Annotated in this window: 24 protein-coding genes; 11 read left to right on the forward strand and 13 right to left on the reverse strand. The window is 62.9% G+C overall.

The features are described from left to right. Positions 1 to 11 precede the first annotated feature (11 nt). The 6 genes from GTW23_RS11010 to ccmA are packed head-to-tail and all read right to left on the reverse strand — an operon-like array spanning position 12 to position 3,548. The gene (locus GTW23_RS11010; RefSeq protein WP_345780636.1) at positions 12 to 611 is read right to left on the reverse strand and encodes an NUDIX hydrolase; all 600 of its coding nucleotides are present in this window, start codon (positions 609 to 611) and stop codon (positions 12 to 14) included. A 44-nt stretch (positions 612 to 655) separates the two neighbouring features. Then, positions 656 to 1,267: a DsbE family thiol:disulfide interchange protein gene (locus GTW23_RS11015; protein ID WP_252915805.1), complete on the reverse strand. Its 612-nt coding sequence runs from the start codon at positions 1,265 to 1,267 to the stop codon at positions 656 to 658. Further along, positions 1,267 to 1,437: a heme exporter protein CcmD gene (gene ccmD / locus GTW23_RS11020; RefSeq protein ID WP_152011143.1), complete on the reverse strand. Its 171-nt coding sequence runs from the start codon at positions 1,435 to 1,437 to the stop codon at positions 1,267 to 1,269. The genes GTW23_RS11015 and ccmD overlap by 1 nt, the downstream gene beginning before the upstream one ends. Position 1,438: 1 nt before the next feature. Next, complete coding sequence (locus tag GTW23_RS11025) at positions 1,439 to 2,200, reverse strand: heme ABC transporter permease (RefSeq protein WP_152011142.1); 762 nt, start codon at positions 2,198 to 2,200, stop codon at positions 1,439 to 1,441. Between the two features lie 44 nt (positions 2,201 to 2,244). Further along, a complete protein-coding gene (gene ccmB, locus GTW23_RS11030; RefSeq protein WP_252915807.1) occupies positions 2,245 to 2,907 on the reverse strand; it encodes a heme exporter protein CcmB in 663 nt (220 codons plus the stop codon). Continuing rightward, the gene (ccmA, locus tag GTW23_RS11035; RefSeq protein ID WP_252915808.1) at positions 2,904 to 3,548 is read right to left on the reverse strand and encodes a heme ABC exporter ATP-binding protein CcmA; all 645 of its coding nucleotides are present in this window, start codon (positions 3,546 to 3,548) and stop codon (positions 2,904 to 2,906) included. Before ccmA ends, ccmB begins: the two co-directional genes overlap by 4 nt. A 295-nt stretch (positions 3,549 to 3,843) precedes the next feature. On the opposite strand from ccmA, the gene acnA reads away from it, so the two are divergent. The 3 genes from acnA (at position 3,844) to GTW23_RS11050 (ending at position 8,468) form a co-directional block, all read left to right on the forward strand. Further along, positions 3,844 to 6,534 carry an aconitate hydratase AcnA gene (gene acnA, locus GTW23_RS11040; protein ID WP_252915809.1) on the forward strand — a complete coding sequence of 897 codons (2,691 nt, stop codon included), beginning with the start codon at positions 3,844 to 3,846 and terminating at the stop codon, positions 6,532 to 6,534. 291 nt (positions 6,535 to 6,825) lie between these two features. Then, positions 6,826 to 7,566 carry a DUF1223 domain-containing protein gene (locus GTW23_RS11045; protein WP_382265207.1) on the forward strand — a complete coding sequence of 247 codons (741 nt, stop codon included), beginning with the start codon at positions 6,826 to 6,828 and terminating at the stop codon, positions 7,564 to 7,566. A 497-nt stretch (positions 7,567 to 8,063) separates the two neighbouring features. Next, positions 8,064 to 8,468, forward strand: a complete 405-nt coding sequence (locus GTW23_RS11050; protein ID WP_152011137.1) for a DUF2794 domain-containing protein — start codon at positions 8,064 to 8,066, stop codon at positions 8,466 to 8,468. 31 nt (positions 8,469 to 8,499) lie between these two features. On the opposite strand, the gene GTW23_RS11055 is transcribed toward GTW23_RS11050, so the two are convergent. The 4 genes from GTW23_RS11055 to GTW23_RS11070 all read right to left on the reverse strand — a co-directional run bounded on the left by GTW23_RS11055 (position 8,500) and on the right by GTW23_RS11070 (position 13,374). Then, the gene (locus GTW23_RS11055; protein ID WP_252915812.1) at positions 8,500 to 9,051 is read right to left on the reverse strand and encodes a GNAT family N-acetyltransferase; all 552 of its coding nucleotides are present in this window, start codon (positions 9,049 to 9,051) and stop codon (positions 8,500 to 8,502) included. 117 nt (positions 9,052 to 9,168) lie between these two features. Next, complete coding sequence (locus tag GTW23_RS11060; protein ID WP_152011135.1) at positions 9,169 to 9,900, reverse strand: Bax inhibitor-1/YccA family protein; 732 nt, start codon at positions 9,898 to 9,900, stop codon at positions 9,169 to 9,171. 181 nt (positions 9,901 to 10,081) lie between these two features. Continuing rightward, positions 10,082 to 12,655, reverse strand: a complete 2,574-nt coding sequence (locus GTW23_RS11065; protein ID WP_252915813.1) for an ABC transporter permease — start codon at positions 12,653 to 12,655, stop codon at positions 10,082 to 10,084. Next, positions 12,655 to 13,374, reverse strand: coding sequence for an ABC transporter ATP-binding protein (locus GTW23_RS11070; protein ID WP_252915815.1), 720 nt, complete (start codon positions 13,372 to 13,374; stop codon positions 12,655 to 12,657). The genes GTW23_RS11065 and GTW23_RS11070 overlap by 1 nt, the downstream gene beginning before the upstream one ends. Positions 13,375 to 13,470: 96 nt before the next feature. Here GTW23_RS11070 and GTW23_RS11075 point away from each other — a divergent pair, with 96 nt between their 5' ends. Together GTW23_RS11075 and thpR are read left to right on the forward strand one after the other, a co-directional pair. Then, on the forward strand, positions 13,471 to 14,112 hold the full coding sequence (locus tag GTW23_RS11075; RefSeq protein ID WP_152011132.1) for an arylesterase: 642 nt from the start codon (positions 13,471 to 13,473) through the stop codon (positions 14,110 to 14,112). 94 nt (positions 14,113 to 14,206) lie between these two features. Further along, positions 14,207 to 14,797 carry an RNA 2',3'-cyclic phosphodiesterase gene (gene thpR / locus GTW23_RS11080; RefSeq protein WP_152011131.1) on the forward strand — a complete coding sequence of 197 codons (591 nt, stop codon included), beginning with the start codon at positions 14,207 to 14,209 and terminating at the stop codon, positions 14,795 to 14,797. Here thpR and GTW23_RS11085 read toward each other — a convergent pair. Next, positions 14,725 to 15,243 carry a low molecular weight protein-tyrosine-phosphatase gene (locus GTW23_RS11085; RefSeq protein WP_252916305.1) on the reverse strand — a complete coding sequence of 173 codons (519 nt, stop codon included), beginning with the start codon at positions 15,241 to 15,243 and terminating at the stop codon, positions 14,725 to 14,727. The genes thpR and GTW23_RS11085 overlap by 73 nt on opposite strands. 59 nt (positions 15,244 to 15,302) lie before the next feature. Here GTW23_RS11085 and GTW23_RS11090 point away from each other — a divergent pair, with 59 nt between their 5' ends. After that, entirely contained in the window at positions 15,303 to 15,608 is a 306-nt protein-coding gene (locus tag GTW23_RS11090) for a 4a-hydroxytetrahydrobiopterin dehydratase (protein WP_152011130.1), read from the forward strand. 81 nt (positions 15,609 to 15,689) lie between these two features. Continuing rightward, the gene (locus GTW23_RS11095; protein WP_152011129.1) at positions 15,690 to 16,079 is read left to right on the forward strand and encodes a YkvA family protein; all 390 of its coding nucleotides are present in this window, start codon (positions 15,690 to 15,692) and stop codon (positions 16,077 to 16,079) included. Between the two features lie 63 nt (positions 16,080 to 16,142). Here GTW23_RS11095 and GTW23_RS11100 read toward each other — a convergent pair whose 3' ends face one another. Next, entirely contained in the window at positions 16,143 to 16,718 is a 576-nt protein-coding gene (locus GTW23_RS11100) for a sigma-70 family RNA polymerase sigma factor (RefSeq protein WP_152011128.1), read from the reverse strand. Between the two features lie 292 nt (positions 16,719 to 17,010). On the opposite strand from GTW23_RS11100, the gene GTW23_RS11105 reads away from it, so the two are divergent. Together GTW23_RS11105 and GTW23_RS11110 are read left to right on the forward strand one after the other, a co-directional pair. Further along, positions 17,011 to 17,514: an invasion associated locus B family protein gene (locus GTW23_RS11105; protein WP_252915817.1), complete on the forward strand. Its 504-nt coding sequence runs from the start codon at positions 17,011 to 17,013 to the stop codon at positions 17,512 to 17,514. Between the two features lie 198 nt (positions 17,515 to 17,712). Beyond that, positions 17,713 to 18,360 (forward strand): TetR/AcrR family transcriptional regulator, encoded by a 648-nt coding sequence (locus GTW23_RS11110; protein ID WP_252915818.1) that lies wholly within the window; start codon positions 17,713 to 17,715, stop codon positions 18,358 to 18,360. A gap of 1 nt (position 18,361) precedes the next feature. On the opposite strand, the gene GTW23_RS11115 is transcribed toward GTW23_RS11110, so the two are convergent. Further along, positions 18,362 to 19,066 carry a helix-turn-helix transcriptional regulator gene (locus GTW23_RS11115; RefSeq protein WP_252915819.1) on the reverse strand — a complete coding sequence of 235 codons (705 nt, stop codon included), beginning with the start codon at positions 19,064 to 19,066 and terminating at the stop codon, positions 18,362 to 18,364. 110 nt (positions 19,067 to 19,176) lie between these two features. Between GTW23_RS11115 and GTW23_RS11120 the strand changes: the two genes are divergently transcribed. Together GTW23_RS11120 and rlmN are read left to right on the forward strand one after the other, a co-directional pair. Beyond that, positions 19,177 to 19,443 carry a hypothetical protein gene (locus GTW23_RS11120; protein ID WP_252915821.1) on the forward strand — a complete coding sequence of 89 codons (267 nt, stop codon included), beginning with the start codon at positions 19,177 to 19,179 and terminating at the stop codon, positions 19,441 to 19,443. 60 nt (positions 19,444 to 19,503) lie between these two features. Beyond that, complete coding sequence (gene rlmN / locus GTW23_RS11125) at positions 19,504 to 20,766, forward strand: dual-specificity RNA methyltransferase RlmN (RefSeq protein WP_252915822.1); 1,263 nt, start codon at positions 19,504 to 19,506, stop codon at positions 20,764 to 20,766. Positions 20,767 to 20,769 lie beyond the last annotated feature (3 nt).

A 20,769-nucleotide genomic window follows, 5' to 3' on the forward strand; every position in this document is an offset into this window, starting at 1 on the left:
TTAGGTCCAGGTCACCCCCCATTCCCAAACGGTCCGGAATAGCCCTTCGCCATCACTTCCCGCTCGTGACCGAGCATCCAGTGCACCGTCGGGAAGGCGATTTCGTCGACCGGGAGATTGTCCCAGTCGAACAGCTTGACCTCGAGGCTTTCCTCGCCCACCCCGAACAATGTCCCGCCGGCCTCCGGATCGATCAGTTCGGCGCGCCAGATCAGCTGCACCTGGCTCAGATGCGGAACGGAATAGACCGCCAGCAGCTCACCGAGCTTGAGCTGTGCCAGCGCCTCTTCGCGCGCCTCGCGCCGCGCCCCGTCCTCGGGCGATTCATTGAGCTCCAGATAACCGGCCGGCACTGTCCAGAAGCCGCGGCGCGGCTCGATGGCGCGGCGGCATAGAAGCACCTTGCCTTCGTGCCGGACCACCGACCCGACAACGATGCGCGGGTTCTGGTAGTTGACGAAGCCGCAGGTGGTGCAGACATCGCGTTCATGGGTATCGCCGTCGGGAACCAGGCGGTGGAAGGTTTTGGACGTGTTCATGAGGCAAAGATAGAGCCGACGGCCCGCCAAGGCGAGAGCGGCGCGATGGCTTTCGCGATAAAAAACAGCCAACGGTGGGTCAGTGGAAAACAGGCGGGCAGGCCGGCGCAAACCGTTCAGCTTGCCGGGGCAACAGCCTTTTCGATCGCCGGCAGCAGCTTGTCGCGCAGGCTTTCAACCGTGAACGGACCGATCTGCTTGAACAGGATCTCGCCGTCCGGCGCGACCAGGTAGGTTTCCGGAATGCCGTAGACACCCCAGTCGATTGCCGCCTTGCCGACCGGATCGACGCCGACGGCAGCAAACGGATTGCCAAGTTCGCCAAGGAATCTCAGTGCGTTGTCGTTCTTGTCCTTGTAATTGATACCGACGAGTTCAATCCGCGGATCGCGCGCCAGCTCAAGCAGGATCGGATGCTCCTGCCGGCAGGGCACGCACCAGGATGCCCAGACATTGACCAGTGCAAGCTTGCCCTCGATCGCCGCATCGGTGAGCGCCGGCACGGGCGCGCCGTTCGAATTCAGGCCGTCAAGCGGTGGCAGGTCGAGCGACGGTGCCCTGGTGCCGATCAGCACCGAGGGAATTTCGCTGGCATCCTTGCCGGAACCGAGCTGGTAGAGAAACACTGCCGATAGCGCGATGAAAACCACCAGCGGCAGAAACGCGATCAGCAGCCGCCGACGGCCCGACGCGGCAGGTGCCGCCTCGTCGTGGATCTTTTCGCTCATCAGCTGGACCCGCCGGCAGATTTCGACCGCCGCCGCACGCCCTGCGCCTCGAGTTCAGTCAGTTCGCGCCGCCGCGCCCGCCCATCAAGCAGGATGAACACCAGCAATCCGGCAAGCGTCACCGCCGTTGCCGCATAGGAGAGAAAGACGAAGGCTTCGTGGCTCATCATGTCAGGCTCCGCCACCGATGGATTGCGCGGCCTGGCGGCGCATCGTCTGCACCCGCCGGCGCCAGATTTCGTTGCGCATCGCCATCAGATGCAGCGTGAAGAAGATCAGCGTATAGGCGAGCGCCATCACCAGGAGCGGATAGAGCATCGAGGCATGAATGGTCGGGCCGTCAAGCCGGATCACGCTCGCCGGCTGATGCAGCGTGTTCCACCAGTCGACCGAAAACTTTATGATCGGGATGTTGATGAAGCCAACCAGGGTGAGCACCGCGGCGGGACGCGCCGCGCGGGCCGGATCATCCATCGCCTTGTGCAGCGCCATCAGCCCGAGATACATCAAAAACAGCACGAACACCGATGTCAGCCGCGCATCCCACACCCACCAGGTGCCCCACATCGGCCGGCCCCAGAGCGAACCGGTAAGCAGCGACAGGAAGGTGAAGGCGGCGCCGATCGGCAGCGCCGTCTTGGCCGCGACATCGGCCAGCGGATGCCGCCAGACCAGCGTACCGAGCGAGGCGATCGCCATCACCGAGTAGCACATCATGGCGAGCCAGGCCGCCGGCACATGGATGAACATGATCCTGACGGTAATGCCCTGCTGGTAGTCCTCGGGCGCCGCGAACGACATGTAGAGCCCGATGACCAGCGACAGCACCGCGGCCGTGGCGAGATAGGGCAGGATCCGCCCGGAAAGGGCGAGAAACCGGGTCGGATTGGCGAGGCTGGTAAACCAGCCCTGGGAGATGGTGGTGTCACTCATGGCTTTTTTCTAATCCTTGCCGCGTCCGGTTTCAATGCGACAAATCAATCTGACGCACCCCTGAGCGCCGCAGCCGCCGCAACGGGGCCGAGTGCTGCAAAAAAAAGCGCGATTGCCGACAGAATCATGAACGGCGGCCAGAACGGATCCGGGTCGGTCACCGCGGCATAGGAAGCACTGACTCCGAAGATCAGAACCGGGATCGCCAGCGGAAGGATCAGGATCGACACCAAGAGCCCGCCGCGCGGCAGCACCACCGCCACCGCCGCACCCACCGCACCGATGAACGAGATCGCAGGCGTGCCGACCAGGAGCGTCAGCATCACCGCGCCCGTCGAGGTGGCGCCCATGTTCATCAAGAGGCCCAGCAGGGGGGCGGCCAGCACCAGCGGCAGGCCGGTGGCGAGCCAGTGCGCCAGGCTCTTGATGAAGACGGTGAAGACCAGCGAGAACCAGTCCTGCATCACCAGCATGTCGAGCGAGCCATCCTCCCGGTCAGCCTGGAACAGCCGGTCGAGGCCCAGCAGCGAGGCCAGAAGCGCGCCGATCCACAGGATCGCCGGGCCGATCCGCGCCAAAAGGTTGAGGTCCGGGCCGATGCCGAAGGGAATCACCGCCACCACCGCAAGAAAGAACAGCACGCCGAGCATTGCCGCCCCGCCCGAGCGGGTGGCAATCGCCAGGTCACGCCTGAGCAGCGCCATCATGCCCAGACCTCCTCTGAAGCCGCACTGTGAATGCCCGAGAGCTCCAGCGACCGGACATTCTCCAGCCCGAGCGGCTGGTGGGTGGCGGCGATCGCCAGGCCGCCAGCTTCCAGGTGCTGGCGGACCAGATCGGCAAACAGCCGGTCCGAGCGCTTGTCGAGCGCCGCCGTGGGCTCATCAAGCAACCACAATGGCCGGTGCGAGACCAGCAATCTCGCCAGGGCGATGCGCCGCTGCTGGCCGGCCGAGAGATAGCCGAACGGCAGATGCGCCACGCCGGTGAGCCCGATCTGGTCGATGGCTTCGTCCACGCTCAGCCCCTCGCCGCTGTCGCTGCGCTGGAAGCTTTTCCAGAAGCTCAGGTTTTCCTGCACCCGCAGCTCCCGTTTCATGGCGTTGCGGTGACCGAGATAATGGGCAAATTCCAACACCGGCAACGCCGCACCATCATCGCCAAGAAGCAGGAATTCACCCGAATCAGCAGCCAGCAGGCCGGCCAGGATCCGCAGCAATGTCGACTTGCCCGCTCCGTTCGGCCCGGTGATCACCAGTGCCTCGCCGCGGCTGATGGTGAAGCCCAGATTGTCGAACAGCACGCTGTCGCCGCGCCGTCCCTTGAGTTTCGTGGCTGTAGCCTGCATCGGCCCCCCGCATCCAGGCTCGCCGGGCAGTGACCGACGCTCCCATTCAGAAAAAACTAACCACCCAAAAAAACATCGAAATGGGCCATTGGTTGATCTGGCACGTTCTTACGAAATTATCTATAACGCCCGCAACCACGCCAGCGGTCGGCGTGAATTCAATCTAGCGCCGAACATGACGCCAGGGCGTCACGGGCGGACAGCGGAAATGACCGTACCCGCATCCTTGTCCACGCAATCAGCGTGTAAGGTGTTCGCCCTCAAAGTCGGCTGAACTAACGAAAGCGGGTTGCCTGTGGCCAAATCACTCGACAGCTTCAATTGCCGTTCCACCCTCAAGGTCGGTGACACCGAATATGTCTATTACAGCCTCGTCGAGGCCGAGAAAAATGGACTGACCGGTGTCGCCTCGCTTCCGTTCTCGATGAAGGTCATTCTCGAGAACCTGCTGCGCAACGAAGACGGCCGCACCGTCAAGAAGGATGACATCCTCTCCGTCGTTGCCTGGCTGACCAACAAGGGCAAGGCCGAAGCTGAAATCGCCTACCGTCCGGCCCGCGTGCTGATGCAGGACTTCACCGGCGTTCCCGCCGTCGTCGACCTTGCCGCGATGCGCGACGCGATGGTGGCGCTGGGTGGCGACCCGCAGAAGATCAACCCGCTGGTACCGGTCGACCTGGTCATCGACCACTCGGTCATCGTCGACGAATTCGGCACCCCGCAGGCGCTGGCGAAAAACGTCGAGCACGAATACGAGCGCAATGGCGAGCGTTACCGCTTTCTCAAATGGGGTCAGCAGGCGTTCAAGAATTTCCGCGTGGTCCCCCCCGGCACCGGCATCTGCCACCAGGTCAATCTCGAATATCTTGGCCAGACCGTCTGGACCAGGGATGAAGACGGTGAAATCACCGCCTATCCCGACACCTGCGTCGGCACCGACAGCCACACCACCATGATCAACGGTCTTGGCGTTCTGGGCTGGGGCGTCGGCGGCATCGAGGCAGAAGCGGCGATGCTCGGCCAGCCGATCTCCATGCTGCTGCCGGAAGTCATCGGCTTCCGTCTCACCGGTGCGCTCAAGGAAGGCGTCACCGCCACCGACCTGGTGCTGACCGTCGTGCAGATGCTGCGCAAGAAGGGCGTTGTCTCCAAGTTCGTCGAATTCTACGGCCCTGGCCTTGATTCGATGACGCTCGCCGACCGCGCCACCATCGGCAACATGGGCCCGGAATACGGCGCAACCTGCGGCTTCTTCCCGGTTGACGGCGAAACCATCAACTATCTCACCATGTCCGGCCGCGAAGAAAACCGGATCAAGCTGGTCGAAGCCTATTCCAAGGCGCAGGGCATGTGGCGCGACACCGGCGCCGCCGACCCGGTCTTCACCGACACGCTGGAACTCGACCTCGGCTCCGTGGTCCCGTCGATGGCTGGCCCGAAGCGTCCGGAAGGCCGCATTGCGCTGGAGAACATCGCAACCGGCTTCGCCAAGTCGCTGGAAGACGAATACAAGAAGCCCGGCCAGCTCGACAACCGCTACCAGGTCGAAGGCGAGGACTACGATCTCGGCCATGGCGACGTCGCCATCGCCGCCATCACGTCGTGCACCAACACCTCGAACCCGAGCGTGCTGATCGGTGCCGGTCTTCTGGCCCGCAACGCCATCGCCAAGGGCCTCAAGACCAAGCCCTGGGTCAAGACCTCGCTGGCGCCCGGCAGCCAGGTGGTGGCCGAGTACCTTGCCAAGTCCGGCCTGCAGGACGATCTCGACAAGCTCGGCTTCAACCTGGTCGGTTTCGGCTGCACCACCTGCATCGGCAACTCCGGCCCGCTTCCGGCCCCAGTCTCCAAGACCATCAACGACAAGGGCCTGATCGCCGCCGGCGTGCTCTCGGGCAACCGCAACTTCGAAGGCCGCATCTCGCCTGACGTTCAGGCCAACTACCTGGCCTCGCCGCCGCTGGTCGTGGCCTATGCGCTGGCAGGCTCGGTGCAGAAGGACCTGACCTCCGAGCCGATCGGCGAGGACAAGGATGGCAACCCGGTCTACCTCAAGGACATCTGGCCCTCCTCCAAGGAGATCCAGGAGTTCATCATGAAATACGTCACCCGCGAGCTCTACGCGGCCAAATATGCCGACGTGTTCAAGGGTGACGAGAACTGGCAGGCCGTCGAGGCCCCGGAAAGCCAGACCTACGCCTGGGACGACCAGTCGACCTATGTGCAGAACCCGCCCTACTTCGCCGGCATGGGCAAGAAGGGCTCAGGGATTTCCGACATACAGGGCGCCCGGGTGCTCGGCCTGTTCGGTGACAAGATCACCACCGACCACATTTCACCGGCCGGTTCGATCAAGGCCCAGTCTCCTGCAGGTTCCTACCTGATGGATCACGGCGTCGGCGTTGCCGACTTCAACCAGTACGGCACGCGCCGCGGCAACCACGAAGTCATGATGCGCGGCACCTTCGCCAACATCCGGCTGCGCAACCACATGCTCGGACCGAACGGACGTGAAGGCGGCTACACCTTCCACTACCCGTCCCGCGAGGAAGTCTCGATCTTCGACGCGGCCATGCAGTACAAGTCGGAAGGCGTGCCGCTGGTGATCTTCGCCGGCGTCGAATACGGCAACGGCTCGTCGCGCGACTGGGCGGCCAAGGGCACCAACCTGCTTGGCGTCCGCGCCGTCATCGCCCAGTCCTACGAGCGCATCCACCGCTCCAACCTGGTCGGCATGGGCGTTATCCCGTTCGTCTTCGAGGAAGGCACCACCTGGGAGAGCCTTGGGCTGAAGGGCGACGAGACCGTCACCATCGAGGGCCTCGCCGGCCTGCAGCCGCGCGAGAAGAAGGTCGCCAAGGTCACCTTCTCCGACGGAACCGTCAAGGACGTACCGCTGGTCTGCCGTGTCGATACGCTTGATGAGCTCGAGTATCTCAACAATGGCGGCATCCTGCAGACGGTTCTGCGCGACCTCGCAGCCTGAAGCATGACGCGATCATGATTGTGGAAGGCCGGGCTTGATGCCCGGCCTTTTGCGTTTCGGACCGGAGTTGCGCCCTGCCCGGAAAGGTGCGGAAGGGCAGAGCCAGGACGGGGAAGATCCATGATCGCATCCGCCTGGCGCAAGGAAGAGCCGAACCTCGATATCGCGGCGATCGCAGGCCATTGACGCGGGAGTCAATCGAATGTGATTTGGACGTGTCCGCAGCTTCACGCTACACCGTTGTAAGAACTTACGGAGTGTCCCCCTGAACCATACGGAATCCAGTTGATGATCGTGCCCAGATTTTTCCTTGCCATTGCCCTGCCGGTCCTTGCAGCCGCCACTTCGGTGCTTGCGGTTCCGGCATTGGCGCAGGCTGGTGATCTCAAAGGCGTGGTGGAACTCTTTACCAGCCAGGGCTGCTCCTCCTGCCCGCCGGCCGACGCGGAACTGGCAAGGCTGGCCGATCAGGGGGATGTGCTGGCACTGAGCTACCACGTCGACTACTGGAACTACCGCGGATGGTCCGACACGCTGTCGTCTGCCGCCAGCACCGAGCGGCAATATGGCTACGCCCGCACGCTGCGACGCAAGAACGTCTACACGCCGCAGGCCGTCATCAACGGCCGGGACCATGTCAATGGCGCCAACGAGACGGCAATCGCCAGAACACTGGACAAGCTCTCCGCCATCGGTGCCGGACTGACGGTCGATGTCAGCGTGGAGTCCACCGATGAGGGTCTGAGCATCACCATCGGACCGGGCAAAGGCAAGGCCGACATCGTGGCAGTTTATTTCGACGAGCAGAACAAGGTCGAGATCGAGCGCGGCGAAAATGCCGGCCGCACCATCACCTATCGCCACAGTGTGCGCGACATGGAAACCGTCGGCATGTGGAATGGACAAACCGTCAATCTCAAGCTGCCGGCATCGGTGATCTCCGCCCATCCCGGACGGCGCTGCGCGATCCTGCTGCAGGTGGTGAGCCCGGATGGTTCGCCCGGACGCATTCTTGGCGCCGCCCGGATCTGATCCGGGGATTCATCCAAAAAGAGACCGGCCCGAAAAAGACCAGCCAAAAAAAAGACCGGCTCGAGGGCCGGTCGAAGGTTTGGTAAGGGGCGCTGCCTCGCGCCCGGAACGGGGGAACGACCCGAAACGCTCTCAAGGCCTCAACCGGTCACCGTTGCCGGTGACGCTGCATGAGCCGTTGAGATGATCCGTCCCGGGGACTCCGAGGGGGCTGGGGGGGCTGTAAAATCGAAGTCCCCGGTTCGAACCGTCTGAGGCAACGAGGGAACATTCAGGGTCAATTCCGGCAAGGATTTGACTGAAATGCGGCTCAAATGCGCCCGGTGCCGATTTCCCTGTCCGAGAAGGTAAACAAAGACGACCGGCTGAAGTGTTCTGTGATGCTGCATTGCAACCAGAGATCGGGCGCCCCCTGGTCAAAAAATTCCCTCCCGCGCTTGAAATTATGCATGCGTCAGGCAAAGTGAGGCGATGAACACTGATTTGCAGTCCAGATAATGGCTGATCGAGCCGACTACGCGTCTGCCCGTGGCCCGGTCGATCCGACCGCCCCGACGGACAGGGCAGCGGTGGATCTGGCGGAACACCGCCGCCGCAACACACCCGAACCGGTCACCTTCAAGCGCCGCGAGCTCGACCGGATCCTGCAGGTCTATTCCAGGATGGTCGCTGAAGGACACTGGCGCGACTACGCCATTGATCACCTGCGCGACAAGGCCGTGTTCTCCGCCTTCCGCCGCTCAAGCGAAGTGCCACTCTACCGCATCGAGAAAGATCCCTCCCGGGCCAGAAAGCAGGGCGCTTTCGCCATCATTTCAGCCGCCGGCCTGGTGCTCAAGCGCGGCCACGAGCTTGAAATCGTGTTGAAGTATTTCGACAAGGCCCCGCGCCTGGTGCGGTAGCACGCAGCAGCGACGCCCAAATCCCTGATGGTCACACTCTGAAAAGCGTACCCGGATAAGTGTCCGGATCGGGATCGGTCGCCTTGCCCTCGCCGAGCGGCCGCTGCATGAAAACCGTGTCGAGCCAGCGCCCGTGCTTGTGGCCCGACCCGGAAATCATCCCCGAGCTGACAAAGCCGGCCTTCTGGTGCACCGCGATCGAGGCCGGATGCGCGCCCCCGATCACCGCGACCATCTGCCGGAACCCAAGGGCCTCGCACCGGCCGATCAGGGCTTCGAGCAATGCCCGCCCGACACCCCTGCCGCGCGCTTCGGGCGCCAGGTAGATTGAATCCTCGACCAGCCACCGATAGGCCGGCCGGGTCCGGAAGGCCGAGGCATAGGCATAGCCCAGAACCACGCCCTCGTCGTCCGTGGCGATCAGGTAGGGGTAGCCACCCTCGGTGATGGCCGACATCCGCCGTTCCATCTCGGCCTCGTCGGGCGCCACAAGCTCGTAGCTGGCCACGCCGGTGAACACGCTGTCGGCATAAATGCGGGTGATCTCTACAAGATCGGCAGGCGTCGCATCGCGGATGATCATGGGAACGTGTCCGGTGGGTCAAACCATCCGTTTATCGCGCACCGGGCCCAAGGCCAACACAGGGCCAACAAAAAAGGCGGCCCGAGGACCGCCTTTTCGATTTCACTTGCGTTGCTGTTACTCGCGATTGCCGAGGAACTGCAGCATGAACATGAACAGGTTGATGAAGTCGAGATACAGACGCAGCGCGCCCATGATCGCCTTGCGGCCGGCGGTCGCTTCGCCGTCGCCTTCATAATACATTTCCTTGATCTGCTGGGTATCGTAGGCAGTGAGGCCGGCAAACACCAGAACGCCGATCGCCGAGATGGCGAATTCAAGCGCGCTCGACTGCAGGAAGATGTTGACGATCATCGCGATCACCAGGCCGAACACGCCCATGATCAGGAACGAGCCCATGCCCGACAGATCCTTCTTGGTCGTGTAGCCATACAGCGACAGCGCGCCGAAGGAGGCTGCGGTGACAAAGAATGTCTGCGTGATCGAGGCGCCGGTGAAAACGATGAAGATCGACGACAGCGACAGTCCCATCATCGCGGCATAGACCCAGAAGGTCGTCTGCGCGGCGGAAACGCTCATCTTCTCGATGCGGAAGCTCAGGAAGAAGACCATCGCCAGCGGTGCCAGCATGATCACCCACTTGAGCGGGCTCGCATAGAGCAGTTGCGCAAAGGCCGGGTTGGTCGATGCCAGCATGTAGGTGCCGTAGGCAGCCACGCCGGTGATACCCAGGCCCATTGCCATGATATTGTAAACGCGGAGCATGTAGGCGCGGAGGCCTTCATCAATGGCGGCATCAGCCTGTACGCCATTCGCTACGCGGACATTCGAATTGCGAAAGTCAGCCATGTTTCCCTCTTTATAAGCCCCGTATGGGTTACGGTGTCGGGTTCAAGTACCCAGGCGCCGCTGCGGGGCTCCAGCATGCCTGCGGGTAATATGAGTATGAACTGTGGCCACGACAAGACCCTTAGTGACGCAAGATGCGCGGAAACCTATGCTATTGCTTAACAAATGCGACGATTTGCCATCAAAGTTCGCGCAGCACCGGCGCAGCTTTCTGTCCGAGCACCCGCCAGGTGCCAAGCAGACCGATACCGACGGTCAGGATCAGCGCTCCAACCAGGGTCAGTAATGCGATGTCGGGCATGAACTCCGACGGCAGCGTCATGATGCGGCTGACCACGAACCATGAGGCCACGCCGCCAAAGGCCAGCGCGAAAACCGCCGTGGCCAGTCCCAGTAGGCCGTACTCGTAGACATAGGCACGAATGAGCGTCGCCCGTGTGGCGCCGAGCGTCTTGAGCACCACCGCATCATGGATCCGTGACCGGTTGCCCGCTGCCAGCGCACCGGCCAGAACCAGCACCGAGGCGACCAACGCCACAAGGGCTGCGGCGCGGATGGCAATGCCGATCTGGCCGACCAGGCGGTTGGCCAGTTCCAGCGCGTCCTTGACCCGCACGCTGGTGATCGTCGGGAACGCCTGCGTCACCGTGCGCAGAACCTCGCCTTCCTGTGCCGCATCCGCACCGGGATCCGACAGCGTCGCCATCCAGGAATGCGGTGCGCCAGCGAACGTGTTGGGCGAAAACACCATGACGAAATTGATCGACAGAGATTCCCATTCCACTTCCCGCAGATTGGCAATCCGCGCCGTGATCGAGCGGCCGAGAACCGAAACCGTGATGGTATCGCCGACATTCAGGCCGATCTCGCCGGCCTCCTCGGCAGAAAACGACACCAGCGGCTCGCCCGCATAGTCCGGTGCCCACCACTCGCCTTCGGCCAGCCGCGAGTTCTCCGGCTGGTTCTTTGCATAGGTGATGCCGCGATCACCCCGGAGCACCCAGCGGGCTTCCGGCGGGACATTGTCGGCATTGACCTCTTCACCATTGAGCTGGGTGATCCGTCCGCGCAGCATCGGCACCTTGATGATCTTGCCTTCCGGCACCAGCTCCGAGACGGTGTTTTCGAAACCGTCGATCTCGCTCGACTGGATATCGACAAAGAAGAAATTCGGCGCCCGCTCGGGCAGGTTGCCCGACAGTTCCCGCCTCAGATTGGTGTCGATCAGCGCCAGCGTGACAAGCAACGCCAGCCCGAGGCCGAGCGACAGCACCACCGACGGCGTCAGCGCGCCGGGGCGATGGATGTTGCCGATCGCCAGCCTGAGCGGCGTCGAACGCACCGATGGCCATTTCCGCGCGATCAGCTGCACCGCCTGCCCGACAAGACGCAGCACCGCAAAGGCAACGATCACCGCGACCACGAAGACGGTGGCGATGCGGCGGTCATCGGCAAACCAGATAGCCGCCATGCACAGCACCAGCAAAGTCAGCCCGGCGGTCAGCAGATAGGGCCAGCGCGGCAGCGCGCCTGCCTCGAACCCCTGCTGGCGGAACAGGGCGGTCGCGGGCACCTCGCCGGCCCGGCCCAGCGGCAGAACTGCGAAGGCAAACGCCGTCATCAGCCCGAAACCCGCGGCAACGGCCAGTGAGGCCGGATAGAACGAAGCGCTCACGGCGATCGGAATCACGCCCGAGAGCGCACTGGCGGCAAGAAACGGCGTCACCGCCCCCAGCGCCAGACCCAGCACCACTCCGAGAGTGGCGATCAGCATCACCTGGATCAGATAGATAGCCACCACCAGGCTAGCCGGCGCGCCGACGCATTTGAGCGTCGCGATCACGCCACGCTTGCCTTCAAGCCAGGCTCGCACCGAATTGGCGATGCCGACACCGCCGACGATCAGCGCCGTCAACCCGACCAGGGTCAGGAACTGCGAAAACCGCTCGATGTTCCGTGTCAGCGAGGGTGCCGCGTTCTGGCTGGTCCGGATCGACCATCCCGCATCCGGGAAGCGGCCGGTTGCGTCCTCTCTGAGCGCGGCCAGATCCCTGGCCCCGGCGCTTTCGTCAAGCCGCACGCGATAGCTGAATTCCACCAGGCTTCCGGGGCGGATCAGGCCGGCCGCATCGAGTGCCGCGCGTGAGATCATCAACCGCGGAGCGAAGCCGAAGCCTTCCGACAGCGAATCGGGTTCCGCGGTGATGACACCGCGGATCTTGAGGCTCGCCTCACCCACCAGAATACTGTCACCGACGGCAAGGCCGAGGCGATCGAGCAGGATCTGCGCAGCAGCGGCGCCATAAACGCCATTGTCTTCGGCAAACAGCTCGTCAAGCGGCAATGGCGGCACCGTCTCGAAGCCGCCATAGAGCGGATAGGCATTGTCCACCGCCCGCAACTCGACCAGCGACTGGTCCGACCCGTCCGGTTTGCGCGCCATGGTCCGCATGTTGGCGCCCGCCGACACGGTGCCCAGCTCTTCGACATAGGCACGTTCCGCCTCGCCGATGTCGCGGTTGTCGCTCTCGAAGCGGATATCGCCGCCAAGGATGGTCTGGCCTTCCGAGGCAATCGAGCCGGTCATCATCTGCGAGACCGAGTTGACTCCGGCAATCGCGCCCGTGCCGAGCGCCACGCAGGCAAGAAAGATGTAGAAGCCGGACAGGCCGCCGCGCAACTCGCGCAGCGCCAGTCGTGCCGCCAGTCCCAGCCGCAGGCCATTGGCCTGGGCGGTGGCCGGTGCCGGCGCCATCAGGCCACGACCTCGGCGGCGACCGGCTGTTCGCCACCGCCGACAATCCGGCCGGAGCGGACGGCAATCTGGCGGTTACAGCGATCGGCGAGCGTGACGTCATGGGTGACCAGCAGCAGCGTGGTGCCGCGCTCGGCCTGCTTGGCAAACAGCAGATCGGCGATCTGTCGGCCGGTATCGCCATCCAGGTTTCCGGTCGGCTCATCAGCCACGATCAGCACCGGATCGGGCGCCAGCGCCCTGGCGATCGCCACGCGCTGCTGTTCGCCACCCGACAACTGACCCGGATAATGCGTCAGGCGTTCGCCCAGACCGACCGCGACCAGTTCCTCGCGCGCACGCTCGAAGGCATTGGCCTTGCCGGCCAGTTCGAGCGGGACCGCGACGTTTTCGAGCGCTGTCATGTTGGGGATCAGGTGAAACGACTGGAACACGATGCCGACAGAGCGGCCGCGCACGGCAGCGACCGCATCCTCGCTCAGCGCATGCAGGGCCTGGTCGGCCACATGGACTTCACCCGAGTCGAGCCGTTCCAGCCCGGCAATGACCATCAGCAGGGTCGATTTGCCCGAGCCGGACGGTCCGACGATGCCGACCGATTCGCCCCGGTTGATATCGATGTCGATGCCCTTGAGCACGTGGACGGACGATGCGCCGTTGCCAAGGGTGAGATTGGCCTGCCGCAGTGTGACAATGGGTTTGGTGGAGGATTGAGACACGGGCTGAGCATCCTATATGGAGAAGAGGCGGTCGGACTTGGAACGTCTGATGCCGAGCACTTAGGAGCCCACCCTCGCGTTTTAAAGGTTTACCCCATGCGTTTTAAGGCTTTGATCGCCGCATTGTGCCTCTCACTTGGGGTAGCTACCGCCTCGGCACTTCCAGCCTCTGCCGATGAGATCAGGATCGTGGGCTTTGGCGACAGTCTCATGGCCGCCTACAATCTTCAGTCGGACGAGGGTTTTCCGGCACGGTTGCAGGCAGCCCTGCGCGACCGAGGCCATGAGGTCTCCATCATCGATGCGGGCGTGTCCGGCGACACGACTTCCGGCGGCCTGGCGCGCCTCGACTGGTCCATTCCAGACGGCATTGACGGTGTGATCCTCGAACTCGGCGCAAACGATGCGCTGCGCGGATTGCCGCCGGAGAAAACCCGCGAGAATCTCGAGGCCATGATCGTCCGGCTGAAGCAGCGCGGCATCAGCGTTCTTCTGGCCGGGATGCTGGCTCCGCCCAACATGGGTGCCGGATACGAGACCGTCTTCAACCAGATCTACCCCGACCTGGCCGCTGAGCATGGCCTGATTTTCTACCCGTTCTTTCTTGATGGCGTGACCGGCAATCCGGAGATGCTGCTGTCCGATGGCATGCATCCGAATGTCAATGGAATCAACACGATGGTCGAAAAATTCGTTCCGGTCGCCGAACAATTCCTGGCCCGGATCAAGACCGAGTGACAGCCCCCGCGCTCCGCAGCGCAACATCTGGGTGCTTGCGTGGCCGCCTGTAGCGTGATTCGTTTGGATCAAACGGTGGTTCGGGGGACACACAATGCCCAGGCTTTTTACCGCACTCGAAATTCCCCGGGAGGCGGCCTTGTCCCTCTCCCTCCTGCGTGGCGGATTACCTGGCGCGCGCTGGCTGAGCGTCGAGAACTACCACATCACCCTTCGGTTTATCGGCGACATCGACGGTCCCACGGCTGACGAACTGATCGGTGCCTTCGACCGGATCGACCGGCAGGCTTTCTCGCTTACCCTGTCGGGAATGGGATCCTTCGGCTCGAAGAAGCCGCATTCGATCTGGGCTGGCGTTTCGCCCTCCGCCGAACTCAAGGCGCTGCAGGCCGAGATCGAACGGATCTGTCAGCGCCATGGGCTGCCGCCGGATCCGCGTCGTTTTTCGCCGCACGTGACGCTCGCGCGCCTTCGCAATGCACGGGTCGGCGATGTCGTCAGCTATCTCGGCGGGCGCGGTGATTTCCGCACCCTGCCCTTTGATGTCGGGCGCTTCGTGGTGATGTCGTCGCGTGATTCGGTCGGCGGCGGGCCCTATCTGGTCGAGGAAGCCTACCCGCTGGGCTGGCGCAATTCCCTGCCGAGCCTCGACACAAGCTCGGTGCAGCCCGCCCGCAACAACTGAAACACGTCCTCGAATCCGTCCGCGCCGCCATAATAGGGATCGGGCACGTCGGCCCGGCTGCCGAGTGTATGGTCGAGAAACAGGAAGATGCGGTCATGCCGCGCCGAGGGCGCCCGGGCGCGCATTGTCGCCTCGTTGGAACGGTCCATGGCGAAGATCAGGTCGAACCGGTCGAAATCCTCCGCTGTCAGTTGACGCGCCCGCTGCCCGGAAATGTCGATCCCGTGCATGGCGGCTGTCTCTACCGAGCGGACATCCGGCGCGTCACCCTGGCGCCAGTTGCCGGTACCGGCGGAATCAACCTCCACCAGACCGGTCAGTTGTGCTTGCGCAAGACCGTCGCGGAAGATGCCCTCCGCCAGTGGCGAGCGGCAGATATTGCCCATGCAGACGAACAAGACCGAGATCGATGTCTTTTTTCCGTCATCAAGCACACTAGATTCCATCATAGAGCTTTCCAGCCAATCGGATTGCCATCCGTACCATTCTAACCCGGGAGGACGCCATGTCGCGCCAGAAACTCGATAGCACAGCCGTTGCCGAAAAGCTTGCCTCCGTGTCGTCCTGGAGCATCGACGCAGGAGAGACCGCGCTGAGCCGGACCTTCAAGTTCGCCGATTTCAGCGAGGCCTTCGGCTTCATGAGCCGCGCGGCGCTCGTCGCCGAAAAGCTCGACCATCACCCGGAATGGAAAAATGTCTACCGCACAGTCGAGGTGCGACTGACCACCCACGACGCCGGCGGACTGACCGGTCTCGACTTTGATCTGGCAATGGCCATGGATCATATTGCCTCAGGAACCGGCAGCTGACCGGCCCTGATATTGAAGACAGGCGGTGCCATCGCCATATCCGGTTGATGGAATGTGTGAACCGAGCAATGGAGGCGGGACATGACCGGCCTTGACGGCGAAATTCTCGAACCCGACCACATGGCCGGCCAGGACACCAGGGGCGCCGACGAGTCTTCGGTCCGCGCCGGGTTCTGGCGCACTTTTGCGAAAGCCGCAAAACAGGTGCCCTTCGCCGAAGACGTCGTGGCGGCCTACTATTGCGCGCTTGATCCTGAAACGCCGGGCAAGGCCAAGGCCGTGCTGTTGGGCGCACTCGCCTATTTCATCATGCCGATGGACGCTGTTCCCGATTTCCTGGCTCTCGTCGGCTTTTCCGATGATATCGCGGTTCTGACCCTGGCCATCGCCACTGTCCGCGCCAATCTCACCGAAGCCCACAGGATCGCGGCACGAAAGTCGCTTGACGAGCTGGCATCTGGCAAGGGCTGACCGGCCGCGCTCCGTGGCCGCGTCGCCTGTGTCCCTGACCACCAGCATCTTTCATCAAATGCATCAGTGCAGCGTCATTTCGCCGCCATCGCCCTCGAGCGTGCGCCGCAGACGGGCAAAGGCCAGCCGGATCCGCGATTTCACGGTCCCGAGCGGCAGGCCGGTATCCTCGGCAATCTGACTGTGCGAGCGGCCGAGGAAGAAGGCTTGCCGCACCAGCACCGCCTGCTCCTCGGGAAGATCGAGCATGGCCTTGCGGACACGCTCGTCGCGTTCCTCCGCTTCGACGATATCATCGGCTGATTCGGGTTGGGACGGCTGCAAGGCCGGATCATCGGGATCGAGCAGCGCCGACTTGTCGCGCCGGAAGGCGTCGATCCGGCGGTTGCGCGCGATTCTGAACAGCCAGGTGGCAAGCGACGATTTGGCCGGATCAAACAGCCCCGCCTTGTGCCACAGCACGATCATGACCTCCTGGGTCAGTTCCTCCGCCTGGCCGGGCTCCATGCCGAGCCGCTGCAGGTAGGATTTGATCCGTGGCGCAAAATAATCGAACAATTCCGCAAATGCCGCCTGGTCCCGCCTTTCGGCGACGGACTCGGCGAGCCGGACTAGCCGCTCTTTCATCTCATTCGACATAAACTGCGCAAAACCCCGACTGCTCCTCGCGATCAGCTACCGCCTTGAAGCCAACATATCAACACCTACAACGGAATCCACCAAGGTCAAACTGTTGCCGGATTCGAGTTGTTACAAAAGGTGATGAAGGGACGCGCCGCCCCGCAGCCCGGACCGAATACTGTCCAACTGCGGGATTCATTGACGGTTTGGTAACCAGGATTAAGTCAAAATGAACCAATCACCTCGCAACAAGCGGGAAATGTCGCCGCACTCCGCGCGCGGCACAGGACCACGAACCGGTAGGGAAGCCATGTTTGGGAAGACAATCGCAACCGCAGTGACGGCGCTTTTTGCATTGACCGCCGCCGCGGCGGCGCAATCGCCCACCAGGATCCAGCAGTTTGATGCCTGGGGGGCTTATTCGTACAATTCAGCGGGGGGCAAGGTCTGCTACGTTCTCTCGGTGCCGACCAGTTCCGCGCCGACCAACGTCGACCATGGTGATATCTTTTTCCTCATCTCGCAGCGCCCGGGCCAGAACGTCAGCTATGAACCGCAGGCGATGATGGGCTATCCGCTGCAGGAATCCTCCAAGATCACCGTCAATGTCGACGGCCGTGATTTCAGCCTGTTCACCCGGGGCAACTCGGCCTGGGTCGAAAACGCGGCGCAGGAACCGCAACTGGTTGCGGCAATGAAGGCCGGAACCTCGATGACGGTCAAGGCCGTCTCGCGTCGCGGCACCAACACCTCCTACAGCTACTCGCTCAAGGGCGTGACCGCGGCACTCAACCAGATCGCCAGCTGCAACTGAGTTTCCGTCCTCTGGAAAAGTTCAAGGGAAGGCCGATCATCCGGCCTTCCCTTTTTCGTTTCGGCCAGGTTTTCCTGAACCTGCAGGCACCGGTCGCGCACCGCGGTCTGCGCCCGCTGTTAACCATTTGTTATCCATAGCCTGTGTAAGGAATCGTACAATTGATTGGATGACGCATTGCATTGGATATGAGGCGGCATGGGCACGAAACAGACACTCACGCCTGAAGACTGGATCAAGGCCGCCTTCAAGCTTCTGACAAGTTCCGGACCAAAGGCGATACGGGTCGATTACCTCTGCAAGGAGCTTGGTGTCACCAAAGGTTCGTTCTACTGGCATTTCGCCGATCTCGCTGCACTCCAGGCGGCCATGGTCGAGCACTGGCGCCGTGTCGCCACCAGCGACGTGATCGCCTCCATGGTTTCGCCGGAACTGTCGCCGCGCGATCTGTTCATCCGCTTCATCGAAGACATCCTGGATGTGCCGACGCGCGAATATGGCGGACCGATGACCGAAGTCGCCATCAGGCACTGGGCCGCCGGCGACGAAGCCGTGCATGCGGTTGTCCGCAACGCCGATACCGAGCGGCTGGCCTTCCTCACCCTGCAGATGCGTGGCTCTGGCCTGACCGGCCCCGAAGCCCGCTCGCGGGCGACCCTGATCTACGCAACGCTTGTCGGCCTCAAGCAGCTGACCGGTGAACCGGGATTGCCGCGAATGGACATTCCCGGCTTTGTCGATGCCATGCTCAGGCCGGCTCCTTCAAACGCTGCAGCAGTTCAGGCCGCCCTTGTTGCGTCAGCCACGCCGGTACGCTGCCCCGAACCGCAGCTCGAAGTCCAATAGGTCATACCGATTGGGCAATGCCTGCCTCGGTCACATCCCAGCGGTCCTGATCCGGCCAGATCGCCCTCAGCGCATCGCCCTGACCTGAAAAGTTCTGGTCCAGAACCCGGCATTCATAGATGCGGTCGGTGCGGAAATGCCGGAATCCGGCCCTGAGCTCGCACCAGCACGCCAGCATCACGCATTCGAGATGATAGACCAGCGCCAGCGGCCGCACCGTTCTCGTCGTCCGGCAGCCCTGTTCGTCCTGATAGACCAGCTCCAGCTTGCGTTCACCGCGGATCGCGTCCCTCAGCGTCGATTTTGATACGCATCCCTTTGCCGGATCGTCCAGGGCCGCGCCCCACGGGGCCACCTGCAGCCAGCTGGCGGGGCCGTGCAGAGCGTCAATCTTTTCGTGGATCCGTCGCGCTGCCCGTTGCAGCGCACTGTCGCCGGTGCGTGACAACAGTGCCAGGCCAACCCTGAGCGCCTCGATCTCTTCCAGATCGAAATTGAGCGGCGGCAGGTCGTAGCCCCTGCGCATGATGTAGCCGATCCCGGCTTCCCCCTCGATCGGCGTGTTCATCACCTGCAATGCGGCGATATCCCGGTAGATCGTCCGGATCGAAACCTCGAGCTGGCCGGCCAGATTTTCGGCGGTCACCGGCTTCCTTGCGGATCTCAGGATCTGGATGATTTCAAACAGTCGGTCGGAACGGCGCATGGTTGGGATCTCGTCATCAGCGGGCCATTGCTGCTGACACTATCACAGCCCCCACTGACACCGTACTGTCAGCAGCGGTCTGCTTTCCTGATCAAAACAGGAGACTGGCCATGAGCTATTACGACCACGCCACCATGATCGCCTATCGCCTCGGACCCTGGGCACCGGCACCGGAGCCGCCGCTTGATACGCCCGCTGGCCGCAAGGCATCGGAACTTGCTCCGGTCGCCGGCCCGTCGCGCCGCAAACTGCGCGACGGCAATACCTCTTTCAGCAAGCGGCTGGCCAGGCTCTGGACGCGTATCAGAGCCAGGCTGCGGCCGCAAAGGCCGGAGGGGCGGCGCTCCGCTGCAGCCGGGAAACCAGAGCAATGGTGACGTGAGCCCCAAAAGCTGGTAGGACGCGGCCAATCTTGCAACATCAGAACCGAGTCCGTGATGCCAGCGACCATTGACCTGACAGACCCTTCCGCGCGTCCCGCCCGGCCTCAGGCTGCCAAAGCGGCCAGCCAGACCATGGACGGCAAGCCGACATTGATCGGCATGAGCCGTGAAGAAATGGTCGCCGCCATGGCCGACGCCGGCGTACCCGAAAAGCAGCGCAAGATGCGGGTCAACCAGATCTGGCACTGGCTTTATGTGCGCGGCTCTTCCGATTTCGCCGACATGCACACGATCTCCAAGGAGTTGCGCGAAAAGCTCGCCGAACGCTACACCGTCGCCCGCCCCGAGATCGTCGAGGAACAGATTTCCAATGACGGCACCCGCAAGTGGCTGATGCGGTTTCCGCCGCGCGGTGCCGGCCGTCCTGTCGAGGTGGAAACGGTCTACATTCCCGAGGAAGGCCGCGGCACGCTGTGCATCTCGAGCCAGGTCGGCTGTACGCTCACCTGCACCTTCTGCCACACCGGCACCCAGAAGCTTGTGCGCAATCTGACCGCCGAGGAAATCCTGTCGCAATTGCTGGTCGCGCGTGACCGGCTCGGCGATTTCCCGCACAAGGACACCCCGCAGGGGGCGATCGTGCCGGCGGAAGGCCGCAAGGTCACCAACATCGTCATGATGGGCATGGGCGAACCGCTCTACAATTTTGACAATGTCAAGCAGGCGCTGCTGATCGCCTCGGACGGCGACGGGCTGGCGCTGTCGCGCCGCCGCATCACGCTCTCGACCTCCGGTGTGGTGCCGGGCATTGTCCGCACCGGCGAAGAGATCGGCGTGATGCTGGCGATTTCGCTGCATGCCGTGCGCGACGAATTGCGTGACGAGCTGGTGCCGATCAACAAGAAGTACCCGCTGAAAGAGCTGCTCGAGGCCTGCCGCACCTATCCCGGCGTTTCGAACGCGCGGCGCATCACTTTTGAATATGTGATGCTCAAGGGCGTGAATGACAGCCTTTCCGACGCCAAGGAACTGGTGCGCCTGCTCAAGGGCATTCCCGCCAAGATCAACCTGATCCCGTTCAATCCCTGGCCCGGATCCGCCTATGAATGCTCGGACTGGGAGACAATCGAGACCTTCGCCGATTTCGTCAACGCCAACGGCTACGCCTCGCCGATCCGCACGCCGCGCGGCCGCGACATTCTTGCCGCCTGCGGCCAGCTCAAGAGCGAATCCGAACGCATGCGCAAGAAGGATCGCGACGAGTTGGAAAGCATGGCCCTGCAGGCGATGATGATCGCCGGCCACGGCGCCGACTGATCC

This window comes from Parahoeflea alexandrii, from assembly GCF_024105735.1.
Taxonomy (GTDB): Bacteria; Pseudomonadota; Alphaproteobacteria; order Rhizobiales; family Rhizobiaceae; genus Hoeflea; species Hoeflea alexandrii.

What these genes read in the sequence shown, in the direction of transcription:
- ccmB (WP_252915807.1), bottom strand. Translation starts at nt 2,907, where the DNA reads ATGATGGCGCTGCTCAGGCGTGACCTGGCGATTGCCACCCGCTCGGGC.
- GTW23_RS11055 (WP_252915812.1), bottom strand. Translation starts at nt 9,051, where the DNA reads ATGATCATCCGCGATGCGACGCCTGCCGATCTTGTAGAGATCACCCGC.
- GTW23_RS11105 (WP_252915817.1), top strand. Translation starts at nt 17,011, where the DNA reads ATGTTTGGGAAGACAATCGCAACCGCAGTGACGGCGCTTTTTGCATTG.
- GTW23_RS11115 (WP_252915819.1), bottom strand. Translation starts at nt 19,066, where the DNA reads ATGCGCCGTTCCGACCGACTGTTTGAAATCATCCAGATCCTGAGATCC.
- GTW23_RS11025 (WP_152011142.1), bottom strand. Translation starts at nt 2,200, where the DNA reads ATGAGTGACACCACCATCTCCCAGGGCTGGTTTACCAGCCTCGCCAAT.
- GTW23_RS11090 (WP_152011130.1), top strand. Translation starts at nt 15,303, where the DNA reads ATGTCGCGCCAGAAACTCGATAGCACAGCCGTTGCCGAAAAGCTTGCC.
- GTW23_RS11075 (WP_152011132.1), top strand. Translation starts at nt 13,471, where the DNA reads ATGCGTTTTAAGGCTTTGATCGCCGCATTGTGCCTCTCACTTGGGGTA.
- thpR (WP_152011131.1), top strand. Translation starts at nt 14,207, where the DNA reads ATGCCCAGGCTTTTTACCGCACTCGAAATTCCCCGGGAGGCGGCCTTG.
- GTW23_RS11060 (WP_152011135.1), bottom strand. Translation starts at nt 9,900, where the DNA reads ATGGCTGACTTTCGCAATTCGAATGTCCGCGTAGCGAATGGCGTACAG.
- GTW23_RS11120 (WP_252915821.1), top strand. Translation starts at nt 19,177, where the DNA reads ATGAGCTATTACGACCACGCCACCATGATCGCCTATCGCCTCGGACCC.
- GTW23_RS11095 (WP_152011129.1), top strand. Translation starts at nt 15,690, where the DNA reads ATGACCGGCCTTGACGGCGAAATTCTCGAACCCGACCACATGGCCGGC.
- GTW23_RS11050 (WP_152011137.1), top strand. Translation starts at nt 8,064, where the DNA reads ATGGCTGATCGAGCCGACTACGCGTCTGCCCGTGGCCCGGTCGATCCG.
- ccmD (WP_152011143.1), bottom strand. Translation starts at nt 1,437, where the DNA reads ATGATGAGCCACGAAGCCTTCGTCTTTCTCTCCTATGCGGCAACGGCG.
- GTW23_RS11085 (WP_252916305.1), bottom strand. Translation starts at nt 15,243, where the DNA reads ATGGAATCTAGTGTGCTTGATGACGGAAAAAAGACATCGATCTCGGTC.
- ccmA (WP_252915808.1), bottom strand. Translation starts at nt 3,548, where the DNA reads ATGCAGGCTACAGCCACGAAACTCAAGGGACGGCGCGGCGACAGCGTG.
- GTW23_RS11065 (WP_252915813.1), bottom strand. Translation starts at nt 12,655, where the DNA reads ATGGCGCCGGCACCGGCCACCGCCCAGGCCAATGGCCTGCGGCTGGGA.
- rlmN (WP_252915822.1), top strand. Translation starts at nt 19,504, where the DNA reads ATGCCAGCGACCATTGACCTGACAGACCCTTCCGCGCGTCCCGCCCGG.
- GTW23_RS11110 (WP_252915818.1), top strand. Translation starts at nt 17,713, where the DNA reads ATGGGCACGAAACAGACACTCACGCCTGAAGACTGGATCAAGGCCGCC.
- GTW23_RS11015 (WP_252915805.1), bottom strand. Translation starts at nt 1,267, where the DNA reads ATGAGCGAAAAGATCCACGACGAGGCGGCACCTGCCGCGTCGGGCCGT.
- GTW23_RS11100 (WP_152011128.1), bottom strand. Translation starts at nt 16,718, where the DNA reads ATGTCGAATGAGATGAAAGAGCGGCTAGTCCGGCTCGCCGAGTCCGTC.